The 18586-nt window shown below is 66.4% G+C and carries 14 protein-coding genes; 11 read left to right on the top strand and 3 right to left on the bottom strand.

The window, feature by feature from the left end; all coding sequences use genetic code 11:
• Positions 1 to 85 precede the first annotated feature (85 nt).
• Together HK108_RS08365 and HK108_RS08360 are read left to right on the top strand one after the other, a co-directional pair.
• On the top strand, positions 86 to 1978 hold the full coding sequence (locus HK108_RS08365) for a siderophore-interacting protein (RefSeq protein ID WP_181271141.1): 1893 nt from the start codon (positions 86 to 88) through the stop codon (positions 1976 to 1978).
• A 69-nt stretch (positions 1979 to 2047) separates the two neighbouring features.
• Positions 2048 to 3061 carry an ABC transporter substrate-binding protein gene (locus HK108_RS08360; protein ID WP_181271140.1) on the top strand — a complete coding sequence of 338 codons (1014 nt, stop codon included), beginning with the start codon at positions 2048 to 2050 and terminating at the stop codon, positions 3059 to 3061.
• Positions 3062 to 3071: 10 nt separating this feature from the next.
• Here the strand turns inward: HK108_RS08360 and HK108_RS08355 are convergent, their stop codons facing one another.
• Positions 3072 to 3527, bottom strand: coding sequence for an Lrp/AsnC family transcriptional regulator (locus tag HK108_RS08355; protein ID WP_009883814.1), 456 nt, complete (start codon positions 3525 to 3527; stop codon positions 3072 to 3074).
• A gap of 419 nt (positions 3528 to 3946) precedes the next feature.
• Here HK108_RS08355 and HK108_RS08350 point away from each other — a divergent pair, with 419 nt between their 5' ends.
• From HK108_RS08350 to HK108_RS19085, 3 genes are read left to right on the top strand one after another with little or no spacing between them, the layout of a single operon-like run.
• Entirely contained in the window at positions 3947 to 4723 is a 777-nt protein-coding gene (locus HK108_RS08350) for an electron transfer flavoprotein subunit beta/FixA family protein (RefSeq protein ID WP_139467716.1), read from the top strand.
• Positions 4724 to 4734: 11 nt separating this feature from the next.
• Positions 4735 to 5712, top strand: a complete 978-nt coding sequence (locus tag HK108_RS08345) for an electron transfer flavoprotein subunit alpha/FixB family protein (protein WP_181271139.1) — start codon at positions 4735 to 4737, stop codon at positions 5710 to 5712.
• Position 5713: 1 nt separating this feature from the next.
• The gene (locus tag HK108_RS19085; protein ID WP_181271138.1) at positions 5714 to 8305 is read left to right on the top strand and encodes a cytochrome b/b6 domain-containing protein; all 2592 of its coding nucleotides are present in this window, start codon (positions 5714 to 5716) and stop codon (positions 8303 to 8305) included.
• A gap of 115 nt (positions 8306 to 8420) precedes the next feature.
• Here HK108_RS19085 and HK108_RS08335 read toward each other — a convergent pair whose 3' ends face one another.
• Positions 8421 to 9542 carry a YkvI family membrane protein gene (locus tag HK108_RS08335; RefSeq protein WP_181271137.1) on the bottom strand — a complete coding sequence of 374 codons (1122 nt, stop codon included), beginning with the start codon at positions 9540 to 9542 and terminating at the stop codon, positions 8421 to 8423.
• A gap of 198 nt (positions 9543 to 9740) precedes the next feature.
• Positions 9741 to 10403 (bottom strand): GntR family transcriptional regulator, encoded by a 663-nt coding sequence (locus HK108_RS08330; RefSeq protein WP_172172964.1) that lies wholly within the window; start codon positions 10401 to 10403, stop codon positions 9741 to 9743.
• Positions 10404 to 10539: 136 nt separating this feature from the next.
• On the opposite strand from HK108_RS08330, the gene glyA reads away from it, so the two are divergent.
• The 6 genes from glyA to HK108_RS08300 are packed head-to-tail and all read left to right on the top strand — an operon-like array spanning position 10540 to position 18560.
• Entirely contained in the window at positions 10540 to 11931 is a 1392-nt protein-coding gene (glyA, locus tag HK108_RS08325; RefSeq protein WP_181271136.1) for a serine hydroxymethyltransferase, read from the top strand.
• Positions 11931 to 13148: a sarcosine oxidase subunit beta family protein gene (locus tag HK108_RS08320; RefSeq protein ID WP_139467722.1), complete on the top strand. Its 1218-nt coding sequence runs from the start codon at positions 11931 to 11933 to the stop codon at positions 13146 to 13148. The genes glyA and HK108_RS08320 overlap by 1 nt, the downstream gene beginning before the upstream one ends.
• Before the next feature lie 22 nt (positions 13149 to 13170).
• A complete protein-coding gene (locus HK108_RS08315; protein ID WP_139467723.1) occupies positions 13171 to 13461 on the top strand; it encodes a sarcosine oxidase subunit delta in 291 nt (96 codons plus the stop codon).
• Positions 13458 to 16385 (top strand): 2Fe-2S iron-sulfur cluster-binding protein, encoded by a 2928-nt coding sequence (locus tag HK108_RS08310; RefSeq protein WP_139467724.1) that lies wholly within the window; start codon positions 13458 to 13460, stop codon positions 16383 to 16385. Before HK108_RS08315 ends, HK108_RS08310 begins: the two co-directional genes overlap by 4 nt.
• Positions 16378 to 17094: a sarcosine oxidase subunit gamma gene (locus HK108_RS08305; protein WP_139467725.1), complete on the top strand. Its 717-nt coding sequence runs from the start codon at positions 16378 to 16380 to the stop codon at positions 17092 to 17094. The genes HK108_RS08310 and HK108_RS08305 overlap by 8 nt, the downstream gene beginning before the upstream one ends.
• Positions 17094 to 18560, top strand: a complete 1467-nt coding sequence (locus tag HK108_RS08300) for an L-serine ammonia-lyase (protein ID WP_139467726.1) — start codon at positions 17094 to 17096, stop codon at positions 18558 to 18560. Before HK108_RS08305 ends, HK108_RS08300 begins: the two co-directional genes overlap by 1 nt.
• Positions 18561 to 18586 lie beyond the last annotated feature (26 nt).

Below are 18586 nucleotides of genomic sequence, written 5' to 3'. Positions count from 1 at the left end.
CAGTTGACACACCTGCTTGAAGTTGTGGGTCCGGCTTCTCTGTTTCTCGCTGTTTCATACGTCAAGAACCCTCGGAGCTGAATACATGCCGCGTACTTCCAGGCCTCTGCAGGTGCTGCCGATCATCCTGCGAGAAGTGGAAGTCACCGGCATCGTCGACATCACCCCGAACATGCGACGCCTGACAGTGGCAGGCGATCAATTGGCGGCCGGTGGGGTCGGCGAGGCTGCACGGCCTGCATTCCGCTCCGAGGGTTTCGACGATCACGTGAAACTCGTCATTCCCCCGCCCGACGGCTCATCCCTCGATATCGGCGAGCAGGAGGAGTTCCGCTTCAACTGGAATCGGGAAGCGCTCAACCGTGCCCGCGACTACACTGTTCGCAGCGTCGACCACGAGACGAACTCCTTCAGCATCGACATCGTGCGCCATGACTCCGGACTGGCCTCTGACTGGGCTTTCGGCGTCGCGGTCGGTGATCGGATCAGCTTCGCCGGACCGAAGACCTGCGCCGGGCTGGCCGACGGCATCGATTTCCACCTCCTCGTTGCCGACGAGACGGCGCTGCCCGCTGTCGGGCGCTGGCTCGAAGAGGCACCTGCTGGCACCCGCGGTCACATCATCATCGAAGTGCCCACCTCCGACGACATTCAAGACATCCCCACCGAAGCCGATGTCGAAATCGACTGGCTCATCCGCGGATCCACCGCACCGGGCGAATCGCGCCTGATGTTCGACGCCGTGAAGAATCTCGATCTGCCCGAAGGACGCACGTTCGCCTGGTGCGCGGGCGAGACGCTGACCATCGCCCCCATCCGCCGCTACCTGCGCCGGGAGATCGGCCTTCCCAAAGCGGACGTCGAGGTCGTCGGCTACTGGCGGAAGATGCCGACTCGTCCCGCCGCGCCAAGTGCGGCAGTCGCCTCCACGCCCGAGGCCACGCTCGAGGGATCTGGGGCCGAGTCCGGCCCGGCCGATGATTCGGCCCCTTCTGCAGCAGCCGGCAGCGAGGGCAGCGCCGAACCGGACGGAACTCTCGAGGTCCTCCACCAGGTCCACGAAATGACCGAACTGCTCCCCGCGATCATCACCCGGACAGCCGTCACCCTCGGCATCAACGACCTCATCGCCGGCGGAGTCGCCACCGCCGAGGCGATCGCCGCCGAACTCGATATCGATGCCGACCGTGTGCGCCCGGTGCTGACGGCTATGTGCTCCCTCGGGCTCCTTGCGCGTGAGGAGGAGAACTACCGCAACACCCCGACCGGAGCGGTCCTCACAGGCGACGGTGCCTCCGACGGACTTGACCTGAGCGATGCGGCGCTGCTCGACCTGTTCTCCCTCGTCGACCTCATCGATGTGCTCAGAGGCGGGTTCGCCTCCCGCACTTCGCGCGCCTCGACGATTCAGGCTCCCACCTGGCATGCCCAGCGCGACGCTGATTCCGAACTCGACTCCGCCCACCGGCGACGCAGCCTCGACCACCTGCAGTATGTCCTCGATCTCATCCTCGACCTCGAACCCGTGGCTTCGGCCGAGAGCCTCGCCGTCGTCGGTGATGTCGACGCCGAGGCGGCCGCCGCCCTGACGAGGAAGGCCTCGCACTCTGGGCGGACGATCCACACTCCCGGCGCACAGGGCCTGTCCGGTCGACGACCCTGGCCGGATGTCGACTGCACCCTCGTGATCGCCGGATTGACGGGGCGATCTCGGACAGAGGTGACCTCGTTGTTGGACCGGATGCTCGCCGCGAGCCGGACCCTGGTGATCGTCGAACCCTTCACCGATGATGCCGAGACCGACGACCATCAGGCCGAAGAACTCATCACGGTCCTGGCCACCACCGGGAATCCGTCGCTGACCAGCGGCGGGCTCGTCACGGATCTGCATAAGCTCGGAGCCGCGCACGTGCAGGTGAGAGACATCGGATGGGGGTTCGGCCGGTTCCGATCGGCCGTGATCGCCGCATGCTCCTGAACTGCCTCTCCGGGGCCTGGCCGCCTCACCCGGACGTTCACCAGATCAAAGAAGAATAAGGACAAACGTATGTCATTGACGCGCCTGACCGCTGCTGCCATCGCCGGAGCCACCGGCCTCGCTCTCCTCGCCGGATGCGCAGGCGGCAGTGAGGAAGCAAACCAGGGCGCTGCCTCCGAGACGCGCACCGTCACCGATGCGACCGGCGCGGAGGTCGAAGTGCCCGCGGCTCCGAAGGCCGTCGCGACACTGCACTACGCCGCCACCGAGACCCTCATGGATCTTGACGCGCCTCCCGTGGCGCAGGGCGAGTACCAGGATCCGGCCGTGCCCGAGGAGTGGCTCGATGAACTCGAGGGGATCCCCACAGTCAGTCAGCAGGAGCCGGACCTCGAGAAGCTCGCCGAGGCCGAACCCGACCTCATCCTGTCCCCGAACATCTTCGAACCGGAGATGATCGAGCAGCTCGAGGAGATCGCACCCGTCTACCAGTTCACCCTGCGCGGCGGAGACCGCGCGAATTGGCAGCAGCGTGTTGGGGAAGTCGCAGACGCCGTCAACAAGACCGATCAGCTCGACGAACTCGACAGAGAATTCACTGCTCGGCAGAAGCAGCTCGGCGAAAAGCATTCCGAGGTCACCGAGGGTACCACGATCGGAGTGGTGTCCTCCTTCGAGGAGAACTCGGCATATCTGTGGGGCAGTGAGAACATGCTCGGCACGATTCTGTCCCCACTCGGGTTCGATTGGTCGGCCGACGAGGACGCCATGGTGAAGAAGTACGGCAAGGCCGAACAGGGAGGCAATAAGTCAGGGACCGTCGAGCCCGAAGCTCAGATCTCGCTGGAAGTCCTCGACCGCAGTCTGTCCGATGCCGACATCATCTTCGTCAACTCGGACCTGCGCGGCGACTATGACTCGTTGACGAAGGCGCTCATGGACTCGGCTGTGTTCAAAGACCTCCCGGCTGTCCGGGCCGGACACGTCTATCCGATCGGCAAAGCCACAATCGCCGGATACGCCGACGCGGATTACGGTCTCGACCTTGCCGAGAAAGCCATCACCGAATACCAGAAGGACTGAGCCGCACTACTCAGCCGGCGCCCGGCCTGTGGCCCTCGGCCTCATCGAGGATGAGGAGCGAGCGGGAGGACACGACGCCCGGGACTTCGTGGATGCGGCGGAGGATCACCTGCGACAGTGCGGTGTTGTCCGGGGCGTTGACCGTCACCAAGGCGTCGATGTCCCCGCTGACGGCTTGAACCTTCTCGACGAAGGGGAGTGCTGCCAGGTCGTCACGGACCTGCGGCCAGGGGCGCTCGCCGATCTTGACGACGACGACCGCAGTCACGGTCATGCCGAGGGCCTCGCGGTCCACCTCGGCGGTGAATTTCCTGATCGCACCCGATTCGATGAGGGTGGTGAAGCGCTTATGCGCGGCGGAGCGGGAGATGTGGACGCGTTCGGCCAACTGGCGCACGCTCAGGCGCGAGTCCTCGACGAGGGCGGCGATGATGCTGCGGTCGATGTCGTCGAGGTCGAATGCCACGGGGCGCTCCTTCACCATTGATGTCTGCGTCTTGCCTGCGACCTCTGCGTCCAGCCTGCCCGGATGCACTCGCACGGAGGGGCGGCGATGGCCACCGGCAGGACTGGTCGGTCTGCGTCCCATTCTAGGGCCCCGCCTCGGCGATGGGACGACCCCGCGTCGAGGTCCCGACGTCGACGACAGGGGGACCACCTCGGTGGGGGAAGTGCACGAGGTTACAGAGTCCGACGCACTGGACAAATTCTGTCGATCGTTCGTACAGTAACGGAGATATCTGTGGTGCCTACCACGTACCATGGGTGATGGACATGATCGGTTCTAACCCGGACCCGGTCAACGGACGGAAATCAGCCACCTGTAGATTATGAGACGAAAGTCTCACGCAGCTGGAACTGCTTCACGAACCTAAGGAGTCATCCTTGAAGATCGCGGTGTTGGTCAAAGAGGTCCCGGATACGTACGGCGACCGCAAGTTGAACTTGGAAACCGGGCTCGCCGATCGCGGCGCCTCGGAAGCCGTCCTCGATGAGATCGGTGAGCGTGCCCTCGAGGTCGCCCTGACGCAGAAGGACTCCGACGGCGACACCGAGGTGACCGTCATCTCGATGGCGCCCGATACCGCGACCGCGACGATCCGCAAGGGTCTGGCCATGGGTGCCGACAATGCCGTGCACGTGGCCGATGAAGGTTTGGCCGGTGCGGATCTCGGGCTGACCGCCGAGGTGCTCGCCGCCGCTCTGCGCCGCGGTGAGTTCGACCTCGTCGTGACCGGCAACGTCTCCACCGACGGCAACGGCGGCATGATGCCGGCGATGCTCGCCGAGCACCTCGACTACCCGCACGTGACCGGCCTGACGACCGTCGAACTGACCGACGGCAAGGTCTCCGGCACCCGCGCGGTCGAAGGCGGCAAGCAGCAGGTCTCGGCCGAACTGCCCGCCGTCATCTCCATCACCGAGGCGCTTCCCGAGGCCCGATTCCCGAACTTCAAGGGCATCATGGCAGCGAAGAAGAAGCCCTTCGAGGTCATCAGCCTGTCCGATCTCGACATCGACGCCGAGGACCAGTCCGTGGCCCGCTCGATCATGGTCACCGTCGCCGAGAAGCCGCCGCGCGAAGCCGGCGAGAAGGTCGTCGACGAAGGCAATGGCGGAGTCGAACTCGCCGAATACCTCACCAAGAACCGTCTGGCCTAAGGAGAATCGTCATGTCAGAATTCCCGCAGGACTCCATTCTCGTCGTCCTCACCGCCGATGCCGAAGGCCAGCTGGAGAAGCCGGCCGCCGAACTGCTCGGCGGTGCCGCTGAGATCGGCTCACCCGTCGCCCTCGTGCTCGCCGCCGGCAGCGCCGACGCCGCTGCCGACAAGGCCGCCGAACTCGGCGCCGTGGCGACCCTGACCGCCGCAGCCACCGAGGGCAACCTCGGCACCGCGGCCGTCGACGCCGTGGCCGCAGCCGCGGAGCTCACCGCTCCCGACGCTGTTCTCGTGCCCAATACTCTCGACGGTCGTGACATCGCCGGTCGCTACGCCGTGCGCAGCGGATCGGCCGTGTCCGCCGACGCCACCGGACTCGAACGCGACTCCGAGGGCATCGTGGCCAACCACTCCGTCTACGGCGGCGGCTACACCGCCTCCTCGGCCCCGACCTTCGGTGCCCCCATCGTCACCGTGCGCCTGGGCTCGATCGAGGCTCGCGCAGAAGCGCAGTCAGCGAACACGCAGGCCCTCGAGGTCGCCGATTCCGGCAAGCGCTCGGCCGCGATCGACTCGTTCGAAGCCGTCGTCGAAACCTCCTCGCGTCCAGAGCTGCGCGGCGCGCAGAAGGTCGTCTCCGGTGGTCGCGGCGTCGGTTCGGAGGAGTCCTTCGAGCTCGTCGGCGAATTCGCCGACACCCTCGGCGCTGCCGTCGGTGCCTCCCGTGCGGCCGTCGATGCCGGTTACATCGCCCAGTCGCACCAGGTCGGCCAGACCGGTGTGTCGGTGTCCCCGCAGCTCTACGTGGCTCTCGGCATCTCCGGCGCGATCCAGCACAAGGCCGGTATGCAGACCTCGAAGACCATCGTCGCGGTCAACAAGGACGCCGAAGCCCCGATCTTCGACATCGCCGATTTCGGCGTCGTCGGCGACCTGTTCAAGGTCGTTCCCCAGGCCATCGAATCACTGAACGAGAACAAGTCCTGATATGGCAACCTATTCCAGTTCGCTGCGCTCGGGTCTGCCCCGGGTCGAAGGCGGAGACCCCTGGCCCCCGGAGGGCACCATCGGCGAACCTTTGGAAGAGGGCGCGTCGTGGCTGCCGGAGACTGCCGAGACGGAGGAACTGGATGAAGGTTCCCCCGCCGAGGCGGCCGAGTCCGATGTGACCGACGCCGAGGAGTCGACGGGGGCAGAGGCTTCCGCTGAAGCGGAGGAGCCAACTGAGGACTCCGTTGAGGACGCCGCTGAGGAATCGGTCGATGAATCGGCTGACGAATCGTCGTCGGGTGCTGCTGTTGCGGCGGGCGTCGGCGCTGCCGGTGTCGCCGCTGGTGCTGCGGGTGTTGCCGCAGCCGGTGCCGATGACGCGGGTGAGTCGGCTGACTCGACTCCTGCCGGTGAGCCTGAGGCCGACGCCGCTCCTGCGGCCGAAGTGCCTCTGCGCCGCGGCCTGCCGCGCGTCGAGGGTGGAGAGCCCTGGCCGCCGGAAGGTCTTGCTCCTGCAGGAGTGAAGGCCACCGGTGCCTCAGCTGCTCCCGTTGCGTCCGCTGAACCGTCGGCTCCGGAAGAGACTGCAGTCGAAGAGGATGTCGCTGTCGAGGATTCGACCGAGGACGCGGCGCCCGCTGAATCGGACGAACAGTCCTCGGCTGCCCCGGCTGCCGCTGCCGCGACGGCTGGTGCCGGAGAGGCTGCCGGCGCTGCCGTCGCCGATGCTCCCGCTGCCGAATCGGCTCCTACCGCCGAGGTTCCGCTGCGTCGCGGTCTGCCGCGTGTTGCCGGTGGAGAGCCCTGGCCGCCGGAAGGCTTCGCGCCCGCCGGGGCCAAGGCCGCAGGCGGCTCGGCTGGCGCTTCTGCACCGGCAGCAGCTGCATCCGCTCCTGCCGAGAGCACTGCGGAGGAATCCGCAGCTCAGGTCGACTCTGCCGAAACCGCTTCGGCTGAAACGTCAGCCGATTCCACGTCTGAATCCTCGTCCGCTGCTCCTGCGGCGGCCGCCGCAGCTGGTGCTGGCGTTGCCGGTGCCGGTGTGGCTGCAGCAGCCGCGAACGGCTCGGGCTCCGGAGAACTCTCCGATGTACCGTTGCGCCGCGGACTTCCCCGCACCGCCGGGGGAGACCCCTGGCCGCCGGAAGGCTTTGCTCCGGCACACGCTGCCAAACCTGCCACAGGCTCGGCCGCCGCTTCGGCTCCGGCTGAAGAGAAGGCCGCCGGCGCCACGTCGACGGGTGCCGAATCTGCCGACGAAGCGCAGGCGCCGGCCGAGACGAAGCCGGATGCGAAGCCGGCTGCAGCTGACGAGTCCGGTGAGAAGAAGCCCCAGGGCCGACGCACCGGAATCGGCGGTGTCGGTGCCGGCGCGGCAGCCGCAGGTGCGGGAGCCGCTGCCGGTGCAGGTGCCGCAGCAGCGGGAGCCGCCTCGGCGTCGGAGAAGAAATCCGACGAAGCCGAGAAGAAGCCGGCCCAGCGCAAGCCGATGGCTAAGCCTGCGGCGAAGACCGCGGACAAGCCTGCCCAGCGCAAGCCGATGGCCAAGCCCGCAGCGAAGTCGGACGACAAGGCTGCGGCTCGCACCGCGGACAAGCCGGCCGCGAAGACGGCACCGGCTGCGAAGGCCACATCGTCGAGTTCAGGCAGCACCGCCTCGGCGAAGCCTGCAGCGAAGAAGGAACCGGTCATGATCGGTTCGAAGTCGCTGGGACAGTGGTCCAAGCTCGTCGGACTGGGACTCGGCGGACTCATCGTCGTGGCCGGGATCCTCATCCTCGCCGCGCGCGGTGTCACGACCCTGCCGGGCGTGCCGGAGTTCCTCGAACGCTACCCGGGCGAATACCACATCCCGGAATTCGTCGAGCCCGGCTTCCCGGGCTGGGTGCGGTGGACGCACTTCCTCAACATCTTCTTCATGGTGCTCATCATCCGTTCGGGTCTGCAGGTGCGTCATCAGCAGAAGCCGCCGGCGTTCTACACCCCGAAGAAGGGTGGGAAGAAGATCAGCATCAACCTCTGGCTGCACACGAGTCTCGATCTGCTGTGGCTGGCCAATGGTGTGGTCTTCGTCGTGCTGCTCTTCGTCTCCGGGCACTGGGCGCGCATCGTGCCGACCAGTTGGGAAGTGTTCCCCAACGCGCTGTCGGCGGCGCTGCAGTACGGAACGATGGAATGGCCGATGGAAGATGCATGGGTCAACTACAACGCTCTCCAGCAGCTGATGTACTTCATCATCGTGTTCATCGCCGCTCCGCTGGCCGCGATCACGGGTGTGCGGATGAGCGAATGGTGGCCGAAGAACGCTTCGACGCTGAACAAGATCTACCCGGCGCCGCTGGCACGGGCGATCCACTTCCCGACGATGCTGTTCTTCGTGTTCTTCATCCTCGTCCACGTGTTCCTCGTGTTCACGACCGGACTGCGGCACAACCTCGGCTACATGTTCGCGGGAACCGAGATGCTCGGTTGGGCCGGACTCGTCTGGTTCCTCATCGCGATGGTCGTGGTCGTGGCCGGTTGGTTCGCGGCCAGGCCGCTGCTGCTCGCCCCGATCGCGAATCTCTTCGGACGGGTGTCGAGCAGGTAGCGCTATCAGCCCAGACGCGCGGCGATTGACAGCGAAAGGCCCTGTCGGACATTCGGTCCGACAGGGCCTTTCTCGTGGACGGATCGGGCCGCCTCGGCGAGGGGAATGTTCCGGCTCAGACCCTGCCGTGGGTGGCCACGTGGCGGATCGTGCGGACGATCATCAGCGCCAGGAGGACGATGCCGACGTAGCCGTTGATGACGTAGACGATGTTGACCATCTGCGAGAACGGCAGGACGAGGCCGATGATCGTGCCGAGAAAGGCGAGGGCGATTGTCACGTACTTGAACTTCTTCGTCTTGTCGTCGAAGAAGCGCGATGACACCGTCCACAGCAGCGGAATCGCGGTCGTGTAGATTCCGGCGAGGATCATCACGGAGATGAGCGCCCCGATCCACGGTCCGAGGCTGCTGGCGAGAACGAGCATCGGGATCTCGGCGTCGAAGACCTCGCCGATGTTGGCCAGCAGCCCGAGTCCGACGACCATGCAGGCCAGGGAGAAGGCAATGCCTCCGACGAAGCCGCCGGCCGTGGCCTCGCGCCGGTTCTTCACGGTCTTGCCGAGGGCGGCGAGGAATGCTGCGAGCCAGAGCATGCAGAATCCGACATAGGACAGCCCTGAGAGGAACCAGTTCGACGACGCCTGAGTGACGTCGAGGCTCGGCAGGATCTCAACTCCGGTGGAGACGCCTGCGGGGTCGCGCATGATGCCGTAGACGCCGAGGGCGATCGCGACGACGACGATGACCGGGCCGATCTTGCCGATGACGTCGACGAGGCTCGTCAGCCCGAACCACACGGTGGCGCAGACGGCAGCGGCCAGGGCGATCCCGCCGATGAACTTCGACAGTCCGTAATGCTCCTCGAAGACCGCGCCGGCACCGGCGATCATCACGGTGAAGGACAGGAAGACGAAGAGGATCGAGAAGTAGTCGAAGAACGTGCCGAGGTACTTTCCGCCGTAGTAGTAGAAGACGCGTGAGGGTTTCTCGAACTGCTCCCGCCTGCCCGTGAGGAAGAGCTCGACGGCGACGTAGGAGATGAGCACGAGCACCAGAAGACCGGTGCCGAAGACGCCCCAGAAGCCGTAGGACGCGTAGTACTGGAGGATCTCTTGACCGGTGGCGAAGCCCGAGCCGATGAGGAACGCGATGATTGCCCCGGCATAGGTGATGACCCGCAGAATGCTGGTCTTCTCGGTCGTGGCCAGATGGGTGGCAGTGGAGGTCTCAGCCATGGAAGTCCTTCGTCGTTGAGGGAATGAGGTGGTCGACGGAGTCAGGTCGACAACTGATATATCACATTCATGCACGTTAGCGTGTGAATGTGATCACGTCAATGGCGGTCGAGGTTCAGCAGCGGCGCCGTTGTTGGTGCGGCTCTGGGCGGCTGGTTTCCAGTGGGGTCTGGGACTGCGTGCGGGTGAAGCGGGGACTCAGCGCAGGGTGGTGCGGACGGTCTTGTCGAATTCGCGGACGTGCTCGGCGGCGCGGGCGGCGACAGTCTCCTCGTCGCCGTCGAGGATGGCCTCGAGCAGATCGATGTGCTCGCGGATGTGGGTGACGAGATCCGGAATCCCCGGGATGACGAGGCACCAGATGCGAGTGGCCAGGTCGTCGAGGCGGATCAGCGTCTCCGACAGGTGCGGATTGTCCACTGAGCTGTAGATGAGGCGGTGGACGTCGAGGTCGCGTTCCATTAGCGTGCGCTGCTCGTCGGTCGATTCGAGTGCCTTGAGGTCGGCGATCGAGGCCGTGAAATCCGCGCGCCGCTCCGGGGTGAGGTTGCGTGCCGCACGCCGGGCGGCGATGGGCTCGAGTGCTTCGCGCATCTCGGAGATCGTCGACAGATCGGTGAGGTCGACATTCGTGGCGAAGGTGCCGCGCCGCGGATACGACACGACGAGGTGATCGCGCTCGAGTCGCTTGAGGGCCTCGCGGATCGGCGTGCGGCCGACCTCGAGCTCGGCGCTGAGGGCCGCCTCGTTGATCGGATCGCCAGGGGCGATGTCGAGCATGATGAGACGGTGGCGGAGGATCTCATAGGCGCGATTCGCCAAGGACGTCGTCGGTGACGTCGCGTCGGCGGATGTGCTCATGAGAAGCCCCTTCATAATCTCTGCGGCAAACGTATTGCATCGGCTGGAATTCTCTGCCTACACTACAGGAAAGCATCTGATATATTAGTTGCCGATCAGCTGGGAAAGGCCGATCGCGACAGGTCGAAGGAGATCCATGACAGAGCAACTCGCCAATCCTGCCGAAGCCGGCACGGCCAGTGCCCCGACAAGCGCTTCCGCTGGGACCTTCCCCAGCCGTGAACCCGTCGAACTGAGCACCTCGATCGCTGAACTCGATCCGCAGATCGCCGGATTCATCGACGCCGAACTGGCCCGGCAGCGCGAGGGCCTGGAGATGATCGCCTCGGAGAACCACACCGCCTCGGCCGTCATGGAAGCTCAAGGGTCGGTGCTCACGAACAAGTACGCCGAGGGCTACCCGGGCCGCCGCTACTACGGCGGCTGCGAACACGTCGACGAGATCGAACGCATCGCCATCGACCGCGTCAAGGCACTCTTCGGTGCCGAGTACGCAAACGTCCAGCCGCACTCCGGCGCCCAGGCCAACGCCTCGGTCATGCACGCACTCATCCGTCCCGGCGACACCGTCCTCGGACTCAACCTCGCCCACGGCGGCCACCTCACCCACGGAATGAAGATCAACTTCTCCGGCCGCCTCTACTCGATCGTCCCCTACGGTCTCGATGCCGAGACTGGACGCGTCGACATGGCCGAGGTCGAACGCCTCGCTCACGAGCACCAGCCGAAGCTCATCGTCGCAGGCTGGTCGGCCTACACCCGGCAGCTCGACTTCGCCGAGTTCCGCCGCATCGCCGACTCGGTCGGTGCCTACCTCATGGTCGACATGGCCCACTTCGCCGGACTCGTCGCCGCCGGACTCCACCCCTCACCGGTCCCGCACGCCCACGTCGTGTCGTCGACGACGCACAAGACCCTCGGCGGCCCCCGAGGCGGCATCATCCTCACCAATGACGCGGACATCGCGAAGAAGATCAACTCCGCCGTCTTCCCCGGACAGCAGGGCGGACCCCTCGAGCACGTCATCGCCGGCAAGGCAGTGGCCTTCGGCTTGGCCGCCACCGACACCTTCGTTGACAAGCAGAAGCGGACCCTGGCCGGGGCCGGCGAACTCGCCCGCCGCCTGACCGACGGCGATGTCGCCGAACGCGGAATCTCCGTCCTCACCGGCGGCACCGACGTCCACCTCGTCCTCGTCGATCTGCGCAACTCGACTCTCGACGGAGCCCAGGCCGAAGATCTGCTCGCTCAGATCGGCATCACCGTCAACCGCAACGCCGTCCCCGACGACCCCCGACCACCGATGGTCACCTCCGGTCTGCGGATCGGCACCCCGGCGCTCGCCAGCCGCGGATTCGGCAGCGAAGCATTCGCCGAGGCGGCCGACATCATCGCCGAGGTGCTCAAGGCCGGCACGGACGAGAACGGAGCCAGCCCGGAGACCATCGCCGAACTGAGCGAACGCGTCACCCGACTGGCGAACGACCACCCCCTGTACCCCACCCTCACCGAGATCGGAGCACGCTGATGGCTGACCAGCTTCCCGAACACCCCGACTTCCTGTGGCGCAACCCGGAGCCGAAGAAGTCCTACGAAGCCGTCATCGTCGGCGGCGGCGGACACGGACTCGCCACCGCCTACTACCTGGCGAAGAACCACGGAATGACGAACATTGCCATTCTTGAGAGAGGCTGGCTTGCCGGGGGCAACATGGCCCGCAACACGACGATCATCCGCTCGAACTACCTGTGGGACGAATCCGCCGCGATCTACGAGAAGTCCCTCAAGCTCTGGGAACAGCTGCCCGAAGAACTCGAGTACGACTTCCTCTTCTCCCAGCGCGGCGTGCTCAACCTCGCCCACACTCTTCAGGACGTGCGCGAATCCCAGCGCCGGGTGAACGCGAACAAGCTCAACGGCGTCGACGCCGAATGGCTCGATGCAAGCCAAGTCAAGGAAGTCTGCCCGATCATCAACATCGGCGACGACCTCCGCTACCCCGTGATGGGCGGCACCTATCAGCCGCGCGCCGGCATCGCCAAGCACGACCACGTCGCCTGGGCCTTCGCCCGCAAGGCCGATGAGATGGGCGTCGACATCATCCAGAACTGCGAAGTCACGGGCATCGAACGCATCGGCAATCAGGTCGTCGGCGTCCAGACGAACCGCGGACCGATCGCCACCGAGAAGGTCGCTCTTGCCGTGGCCGGCGACTCCTCGGTGCTCGCCGACATGGCCGGGATCCGCCTGCCGATCCAGACCCACCCGCTGCAGGCGCTGGTCTCCGAACTCTTCGAACCCGTACACCCGACCGTGGTCATGTCCAACCACGTCCACGTCTACGTCTCCCAAGCGCACAAAGGCGAACTCGTCATGGGCGCCGGCGTCGACTCCTACAACGGATACGGTCAACGAGGCGGCTTCCACGTCATCGAGGAGCAGCTGGCCGCCGCGGTCGAGCTGTTCCCGATCTTCGCCCGCGCCCATGTGCTGCGCACCTGGGGTGGCAACGTCGACGTCACCCTCGACGCCTCACCGATCGTGTCGAAGACGGAAGTCCAAGGACTCTACGCCAACTGCGGCTGGGGCACCGGCGGCTTCAAGGGCACCCCCGCGGCGGGCTTCACCTACGCACACACCATCGCGAACGACGAACCCCACCCGCTCAACGCCCCATTCGCCCTCGACCGCTTCGAAACCGGTCACCTCATCGACGAACACGGCGCCGCAGCCGTGGCTCACTGAGCGGAAGGAAAGAGACACCGACATGCTGCTCATCGACTGCCCGAACTGCGGGCCACGCGACGAAACCGAATTCCACTACGGCGGACAGGCGCACGTTCCCTACCCCGAAGACCCGCACGCCCTGACCGACAGGGAATGGGCCGAGTACCTCTTCTACCGTGAGAACAGCCGCGGCGCCTACGCCGAGATGTGGAGCCACAGCGCTGGCTGCCGGAAGTGGTTCAACGCCATCCGCGACACGGCCACCTACGACTTCACCGCCATCTACCCGATCGGCTCGCCCCGTCCCGACACGCAAGGAGAGGTTCGATGACGAACACCACCCGCCTGCACTCGGCGTCTCGTCTGCCCGGTGCCACCGGCATCGACACCGCCCGCCCGATCGACTTCACGGTCGACGGAGCGACCTACTCGGGCTTCGCCGGTGACACGATCGCCAGCGCGCTCATCGCCGCGGGCCGCATCGACTGCGGCAACTCGACCTATCTGGGTCGGGCCCGCGGCATCCTCGGCGCGGGCGTCGAGGAGTCCAATGCGCTCGTCCGCGTGCATTCCCGATTCCCCGGAGACGTCTCCGAGTCGATGCTGCCCGCCACCCGCGTCGCCATCGCCGAAGGACTCGAGGCCGACTACCTCGCCGGGCTCGGCATCCTCGATCCCGGCCAGGACGAACTGACCTACGAGCACAAACACGTCCACACCGACGTCCTCATCGTCGGGGCCGGCCCCGCCGGACTCGCCGCGGCCCGGGAGGCCGGCAAGTCCGGTGCGCGCACCCTGCTCCTCGACGACCAGTCGATTCCCGGCGGCTCGCTGCTCGCCGCGGGACCGGCCACGGCCGAAACGATCGACGACGTCGACGCCCTGGCGTGGGTCGAGTCCACCGTCGCCGGATTCGCCGAGCATGAAGAACTCACGTACGTGCCGAACACCACGGTCTTCGGCAGCTACGACTCGAACTACTTCGTCGCCCTCGAAGACCGCACCGACGCCGTCGCCGCTGCCGGTGGCCGCGGAGTGCGCCAGAAGGTCTGGCACATCCGCGCCGGTCAGGTCGTGCTCGCCACCGGTGCGCACGACCGTCCGATCGTCTTCGCCGACAACGACCGTCCCGGCATCATGCTCGCCTCGGCCGTGCGCACATACCTCGGCCGCTACGGTGTGGCCGCCGGTGACAATGTGGCAGTGACGACGACGAACGACTCCGCTTACGATCTCGTTACCGACCTCCATGCGGCAGGCATCACCGTCCCCGCGGTCATCGACTCCCGCACCTCAGCCTCGGCGATCGCCGAATCCGTCACCGCAGCCACGGGCACCCGTCTCATCCTCGGCTCCGCCGTCACCGGCACCGCCGGTGAAGGACCCGCCGGGCGGGTCAGCGCCGTCACCGTCGCCGGACTCGACGACGACGGCGTCGCAGCCGAGAACGGTGAGAGCATCCCCGTCGACCTGCTCGCGGTCTCCGGCGGACATTCGCCGGTCATCCACCTGCACGGTCAGCGCAAGGGTCCGATCCACTGGAACGTCGACATCGCGGCCTTCGTGCCGACGACCTCAGTGCGTGACCAGTTCACCGTCGGCGCAGTGACCGGGGACTACTCGCTCGAAGCGGCTCTGCGGCAGGGCGCCGAGGCGGGGAACCAAGCGGCGAACCGCACCGGCTTCCCGGCCGCGCTCGCCGTGCCCGCAGCCTCGGCGATGGCCTATGCTCCGGCCCGTCCGCTGTGGCTGGTCACCTCGGCGCAGGACGATCACGCGAACCTGAGCACGCACTTCATCGACTTCCAGCGTGACCAGACCGTCGCCGATGTGCAGCGGGCGATGGGCGCGGGCATGCGCTCGGTCGAGCACATCAAGCGCTACACCTCGATCTCGACGGCGAACGATCAGGGCAAGACCTCAGCGGTCAACGCGATCGGCGCGATCGCCTCGGTGCTGGGGGAGGCCGACGATCTCGGTCAGGTCGGGCACACGACCTTCCGCGCCCCCTTCGCACCGGTGCCCTTTGCGGCGCTGGCCGGACGGCGCAAGGGCGAACTCTTCGACCCGGCCCGGGTCACCTCGATCCATCCCTGGCACGTCGCCCACGGTGCCGAGTTCGAAGACGTCGGGCAGTGGAAGCGCCCCTGGTACTACCCGAAGCCGGGCGAGGACATGGAGGCGGCGGTGCTGCGCGAGGGCAAGGCCGTGCGCGAATCCGTCGGCTTCCAGGACGCCTCGACGCTCGGCAAGATCGAGATCCGCGGGAAGGACGCCGGGGAATTCCTCGGCCAGATCTACACGAACGGCTTCAAGAAGCTGGGGGTCGGCAAGGGCCGGTACGGGCTGATGTGCAAGCCCGACGGAATGGTCTTCGACGACGGTGTGACCCTGCGCGTGGCCGAGGACCGCTACTACATGACGACGACGACCGGTGGGGCCGCGACCGTCCTCGAATGGCTCGAGGAATGGCACCAGACCGAATGGCCCGACCTCGACGTCGTCTTCACCTCGGTGACCGAACAGTGGTCGACCGTCGCCGTCGCCGGACCCCGATCGCGCGATGTCATCGCCAAGATCGCACCGAACCTCGATGTGTCGAACGAGGCCTTCGAGTTCATGGGCTTCCGTGAGACCACCCTGGCGAACGGCATTCCCGCTCGCATCTGCCGGATCTCGTTCTCCGGAGAGCTCGCCTTCGAGATCAACGTCGACACGTTCTACGGGCTGGCCGTGTGGGAGGCCGTCGCCGAGGCGGGTGCAGAGTTCGACATCACCCCGTACGGCACCGAGGTCATGCACGTGCTGCGTGCGGAGAAGGGCTTCATCATCGTCGGACAGGACACCGACGGGACCGTGACCCCGCAGGACGCAGGCATGGAATGGATCGTGTCGAAGGTCAAGGACTTCATCGGCAAACGCTCCTACTCCCGGGTCGACACGGCCCGCGAGGACCGCAAGCACCTCGTCGGAGTCCTGCCGGTCGACGGTACGACGCGTCTGGCCGAGGGCGCCCAGCTCATTGCGGCGGGCACGCCCGTTACACCGGAGGACGGTCCGGTGCCGATGATCGGGCATGTCACCTCGTCGTATATCTCGCCGAGCCTCGACCGGCCGTTCGGTCTCGCACTCGTCGAGAACGGCCGCAACCGCGAAGGTGAGATCGTCAAGTCTCCCTTCGGCGACACCCTCGTCGACGTCGAGATCACCTCGCCCGTCTTCTACGATCCGGAAGGAAACCGCCGCGATGGCTGACACCACCTATTCCACACTTTCCGCCACGACGGCCGCGGCAGGCACCACCCACGCCGGCACCGGGTCGAGCGGACTCGATGACCTGCGGGTCTCGCCGGCCGCGCACCTGGCCGGGCTGATGTCCGAGGCGAGTGCCGCCGGCGGCCGCAGCGTCGGCCTGCGCGAACTGCCCTTCACGGTGCAGATCGGCCTGCGGGCACAGCCTGACTCCGCATCGTGGACGTCACTCGAAGACACGTTCGGTCTCAACCTGCCGCGCAGCGTCGGCGAAGTCACCGGTGATCCGGCGGCTCAGCACGTGCTGTGGCTGAGCCCCGACGAGTTCCTCGCCGTCGATGTCTCCCGCGAGCAGCAGCCGGGAGAAACGATCGTCGCCGAGGCAGGACTCGAGGGACTGCCCGGACAGGCCGTCGATCTCTCGGCCAACCGGACGATCCTCGAACTGACGGGGGAGAAGGCCCGGGACGTGCTCGAGAAGAGCTGCCGCGCCGATCTCCACCCTCGCGCCTTCGGCATCGGATCCGCGATCGTCACGGCGCTGGGTCCCGTGCCGGTCATCCTCCACCACAGCGGTGAGGACACCTACCGCGTCTACCCGCGGGCGAGCTTCGCGGACTTCACGGTCCGTTGGCTGCTCGATGGAATGGCGGAGTTCCTCGACAGCGTCGATGCCAGCGGAGCCTCGGCGCGTGAAGAGGACGTCGGCTGATGGCACTCGGGGTCCTCGATCTGTTCTCGATCGGCATCGGCCCCTCCTCCTCACACACGGTGGGGCCGATGCGTGCAGCCTTGCGATTCGTCGACGAACTCGAGGGGCACGGTCTCCTGCACCGGGTGCGTCGGGTCCGGGTCGGACTCTATGGTTCGCTGGCCGCGACCGGCATCGGGCACGGTTCGGATTCGGCGGTGCTCGTAGGTCTGAGCGGTTTCGATCCCGAAACGCTCGACCCCGACCAGGTGGGTCCGCTGGTCGCCGAGGTGAAGACCCAACGCAAGCTCCACCTCGGCGGGCGTCTCGTCATCGAATTCGAACCGGAGACGGATCTCGTCCTGCACATGCGGAAGAATCTTCCCGGCCATCCCAATGGGATGCTCATCCGCGCCGAGGTCGATGATGAGGTCATCGAGCGCGAGTACTACTCGGTCGGTGGGGGATTCGTCGTCACCGCCGAGGAGCTCGCGGCCGAGAAGGACGCTGCCGAGACGATCGAGGCGTCTGAACAGGCCGGGCAGGAAGTCGGTCGGACGATTGATTTCGCCACGGCCGATGAACTCCTCGCCCGCTGCCGCGAGCATGGGCTGAGCATCGCCGAGCTCATGGCCGTCAACGAACGCGTGACCCGCAGTGATGAGCAGCTGCGGGAGAAGCTTTTGGCGATCTGGGCGGTGATGCGCGAATGCGTGCACAACGGGTGCACGCGGGAGGAGACGACGCTGCCCGGCGGGCTCAAGGTCCGCAGGCGCGCCCCCGAACTGCGGGCGAAGCTCGAAGCGGCGGACTACCGGGCATCGGGTTCGCTCGATGCCCTCGAGTGGGTCAACCTCTATGCCTTGGCCGTCAACGAGGAGAACGCCGCGGGCGGGCGGATCGTCACCGCTCCGACGAACGGGGCCGCGGGCATCATTCCCGCGGTGCTTCATTACATGGACCGGTTCGTCACCGGTGACGGGACGGCTGGCGCGGATGCGAGCTCAGACGACGGAGCTGGCACCGCCGCTGGTGCGAGTGCTGCCGACGATGCCGTCGTGCAATTCCTGCTCACGGCCGGGGCGATCGGGATCCTCTTCAAACGCAATGCGTCGATCTCCGGCGCCGAGGTGGGCTGCCAGGGGGAGGTCGGATCGGCCTGTGCGATGGCTGCCGCAGGCCTGTGCGCCGTACTCGGCGGAACTCCCGAACAGGTGGAGAACGCCGCGGAGATCGGACTCGAGCACAACCTCGGGCTGACCTGCGATCCCGTCGGCGGGCTCGTCCAGGTTCCGTGCATCGAACGCAATGCCATCGCCTCTGTGAAGGCGATCAATGCGGCCCGGTTGGCCATGCACGGCGACGGCTCCCACCGGGTGAGCCTCGATCAGGCGATCGAGACCATGCGGCAGACTGGAGCCGATATGAAATCGAAGTACAAGGAGACATCGCGCGGCGGCCTCGCCGTCAACGTCGTCGAATGCTGAGCACCATCCCGACCTCGCACCACACA

Origin of the sequence: Brevibacterium sediminis (assembly GCF_013623905.1) — a bacterium.
GTDB lineage: Bacteria > Actinomycetota > Actinomycetes > Actinomycetales > Brevibacteriaceae > Brevibacterium > Brevibacterium sediminis.
Note: the sequence above shows the minus strand (reverse complement) of the source record. Positions and strands in the feature narration are given on the sequence as shown.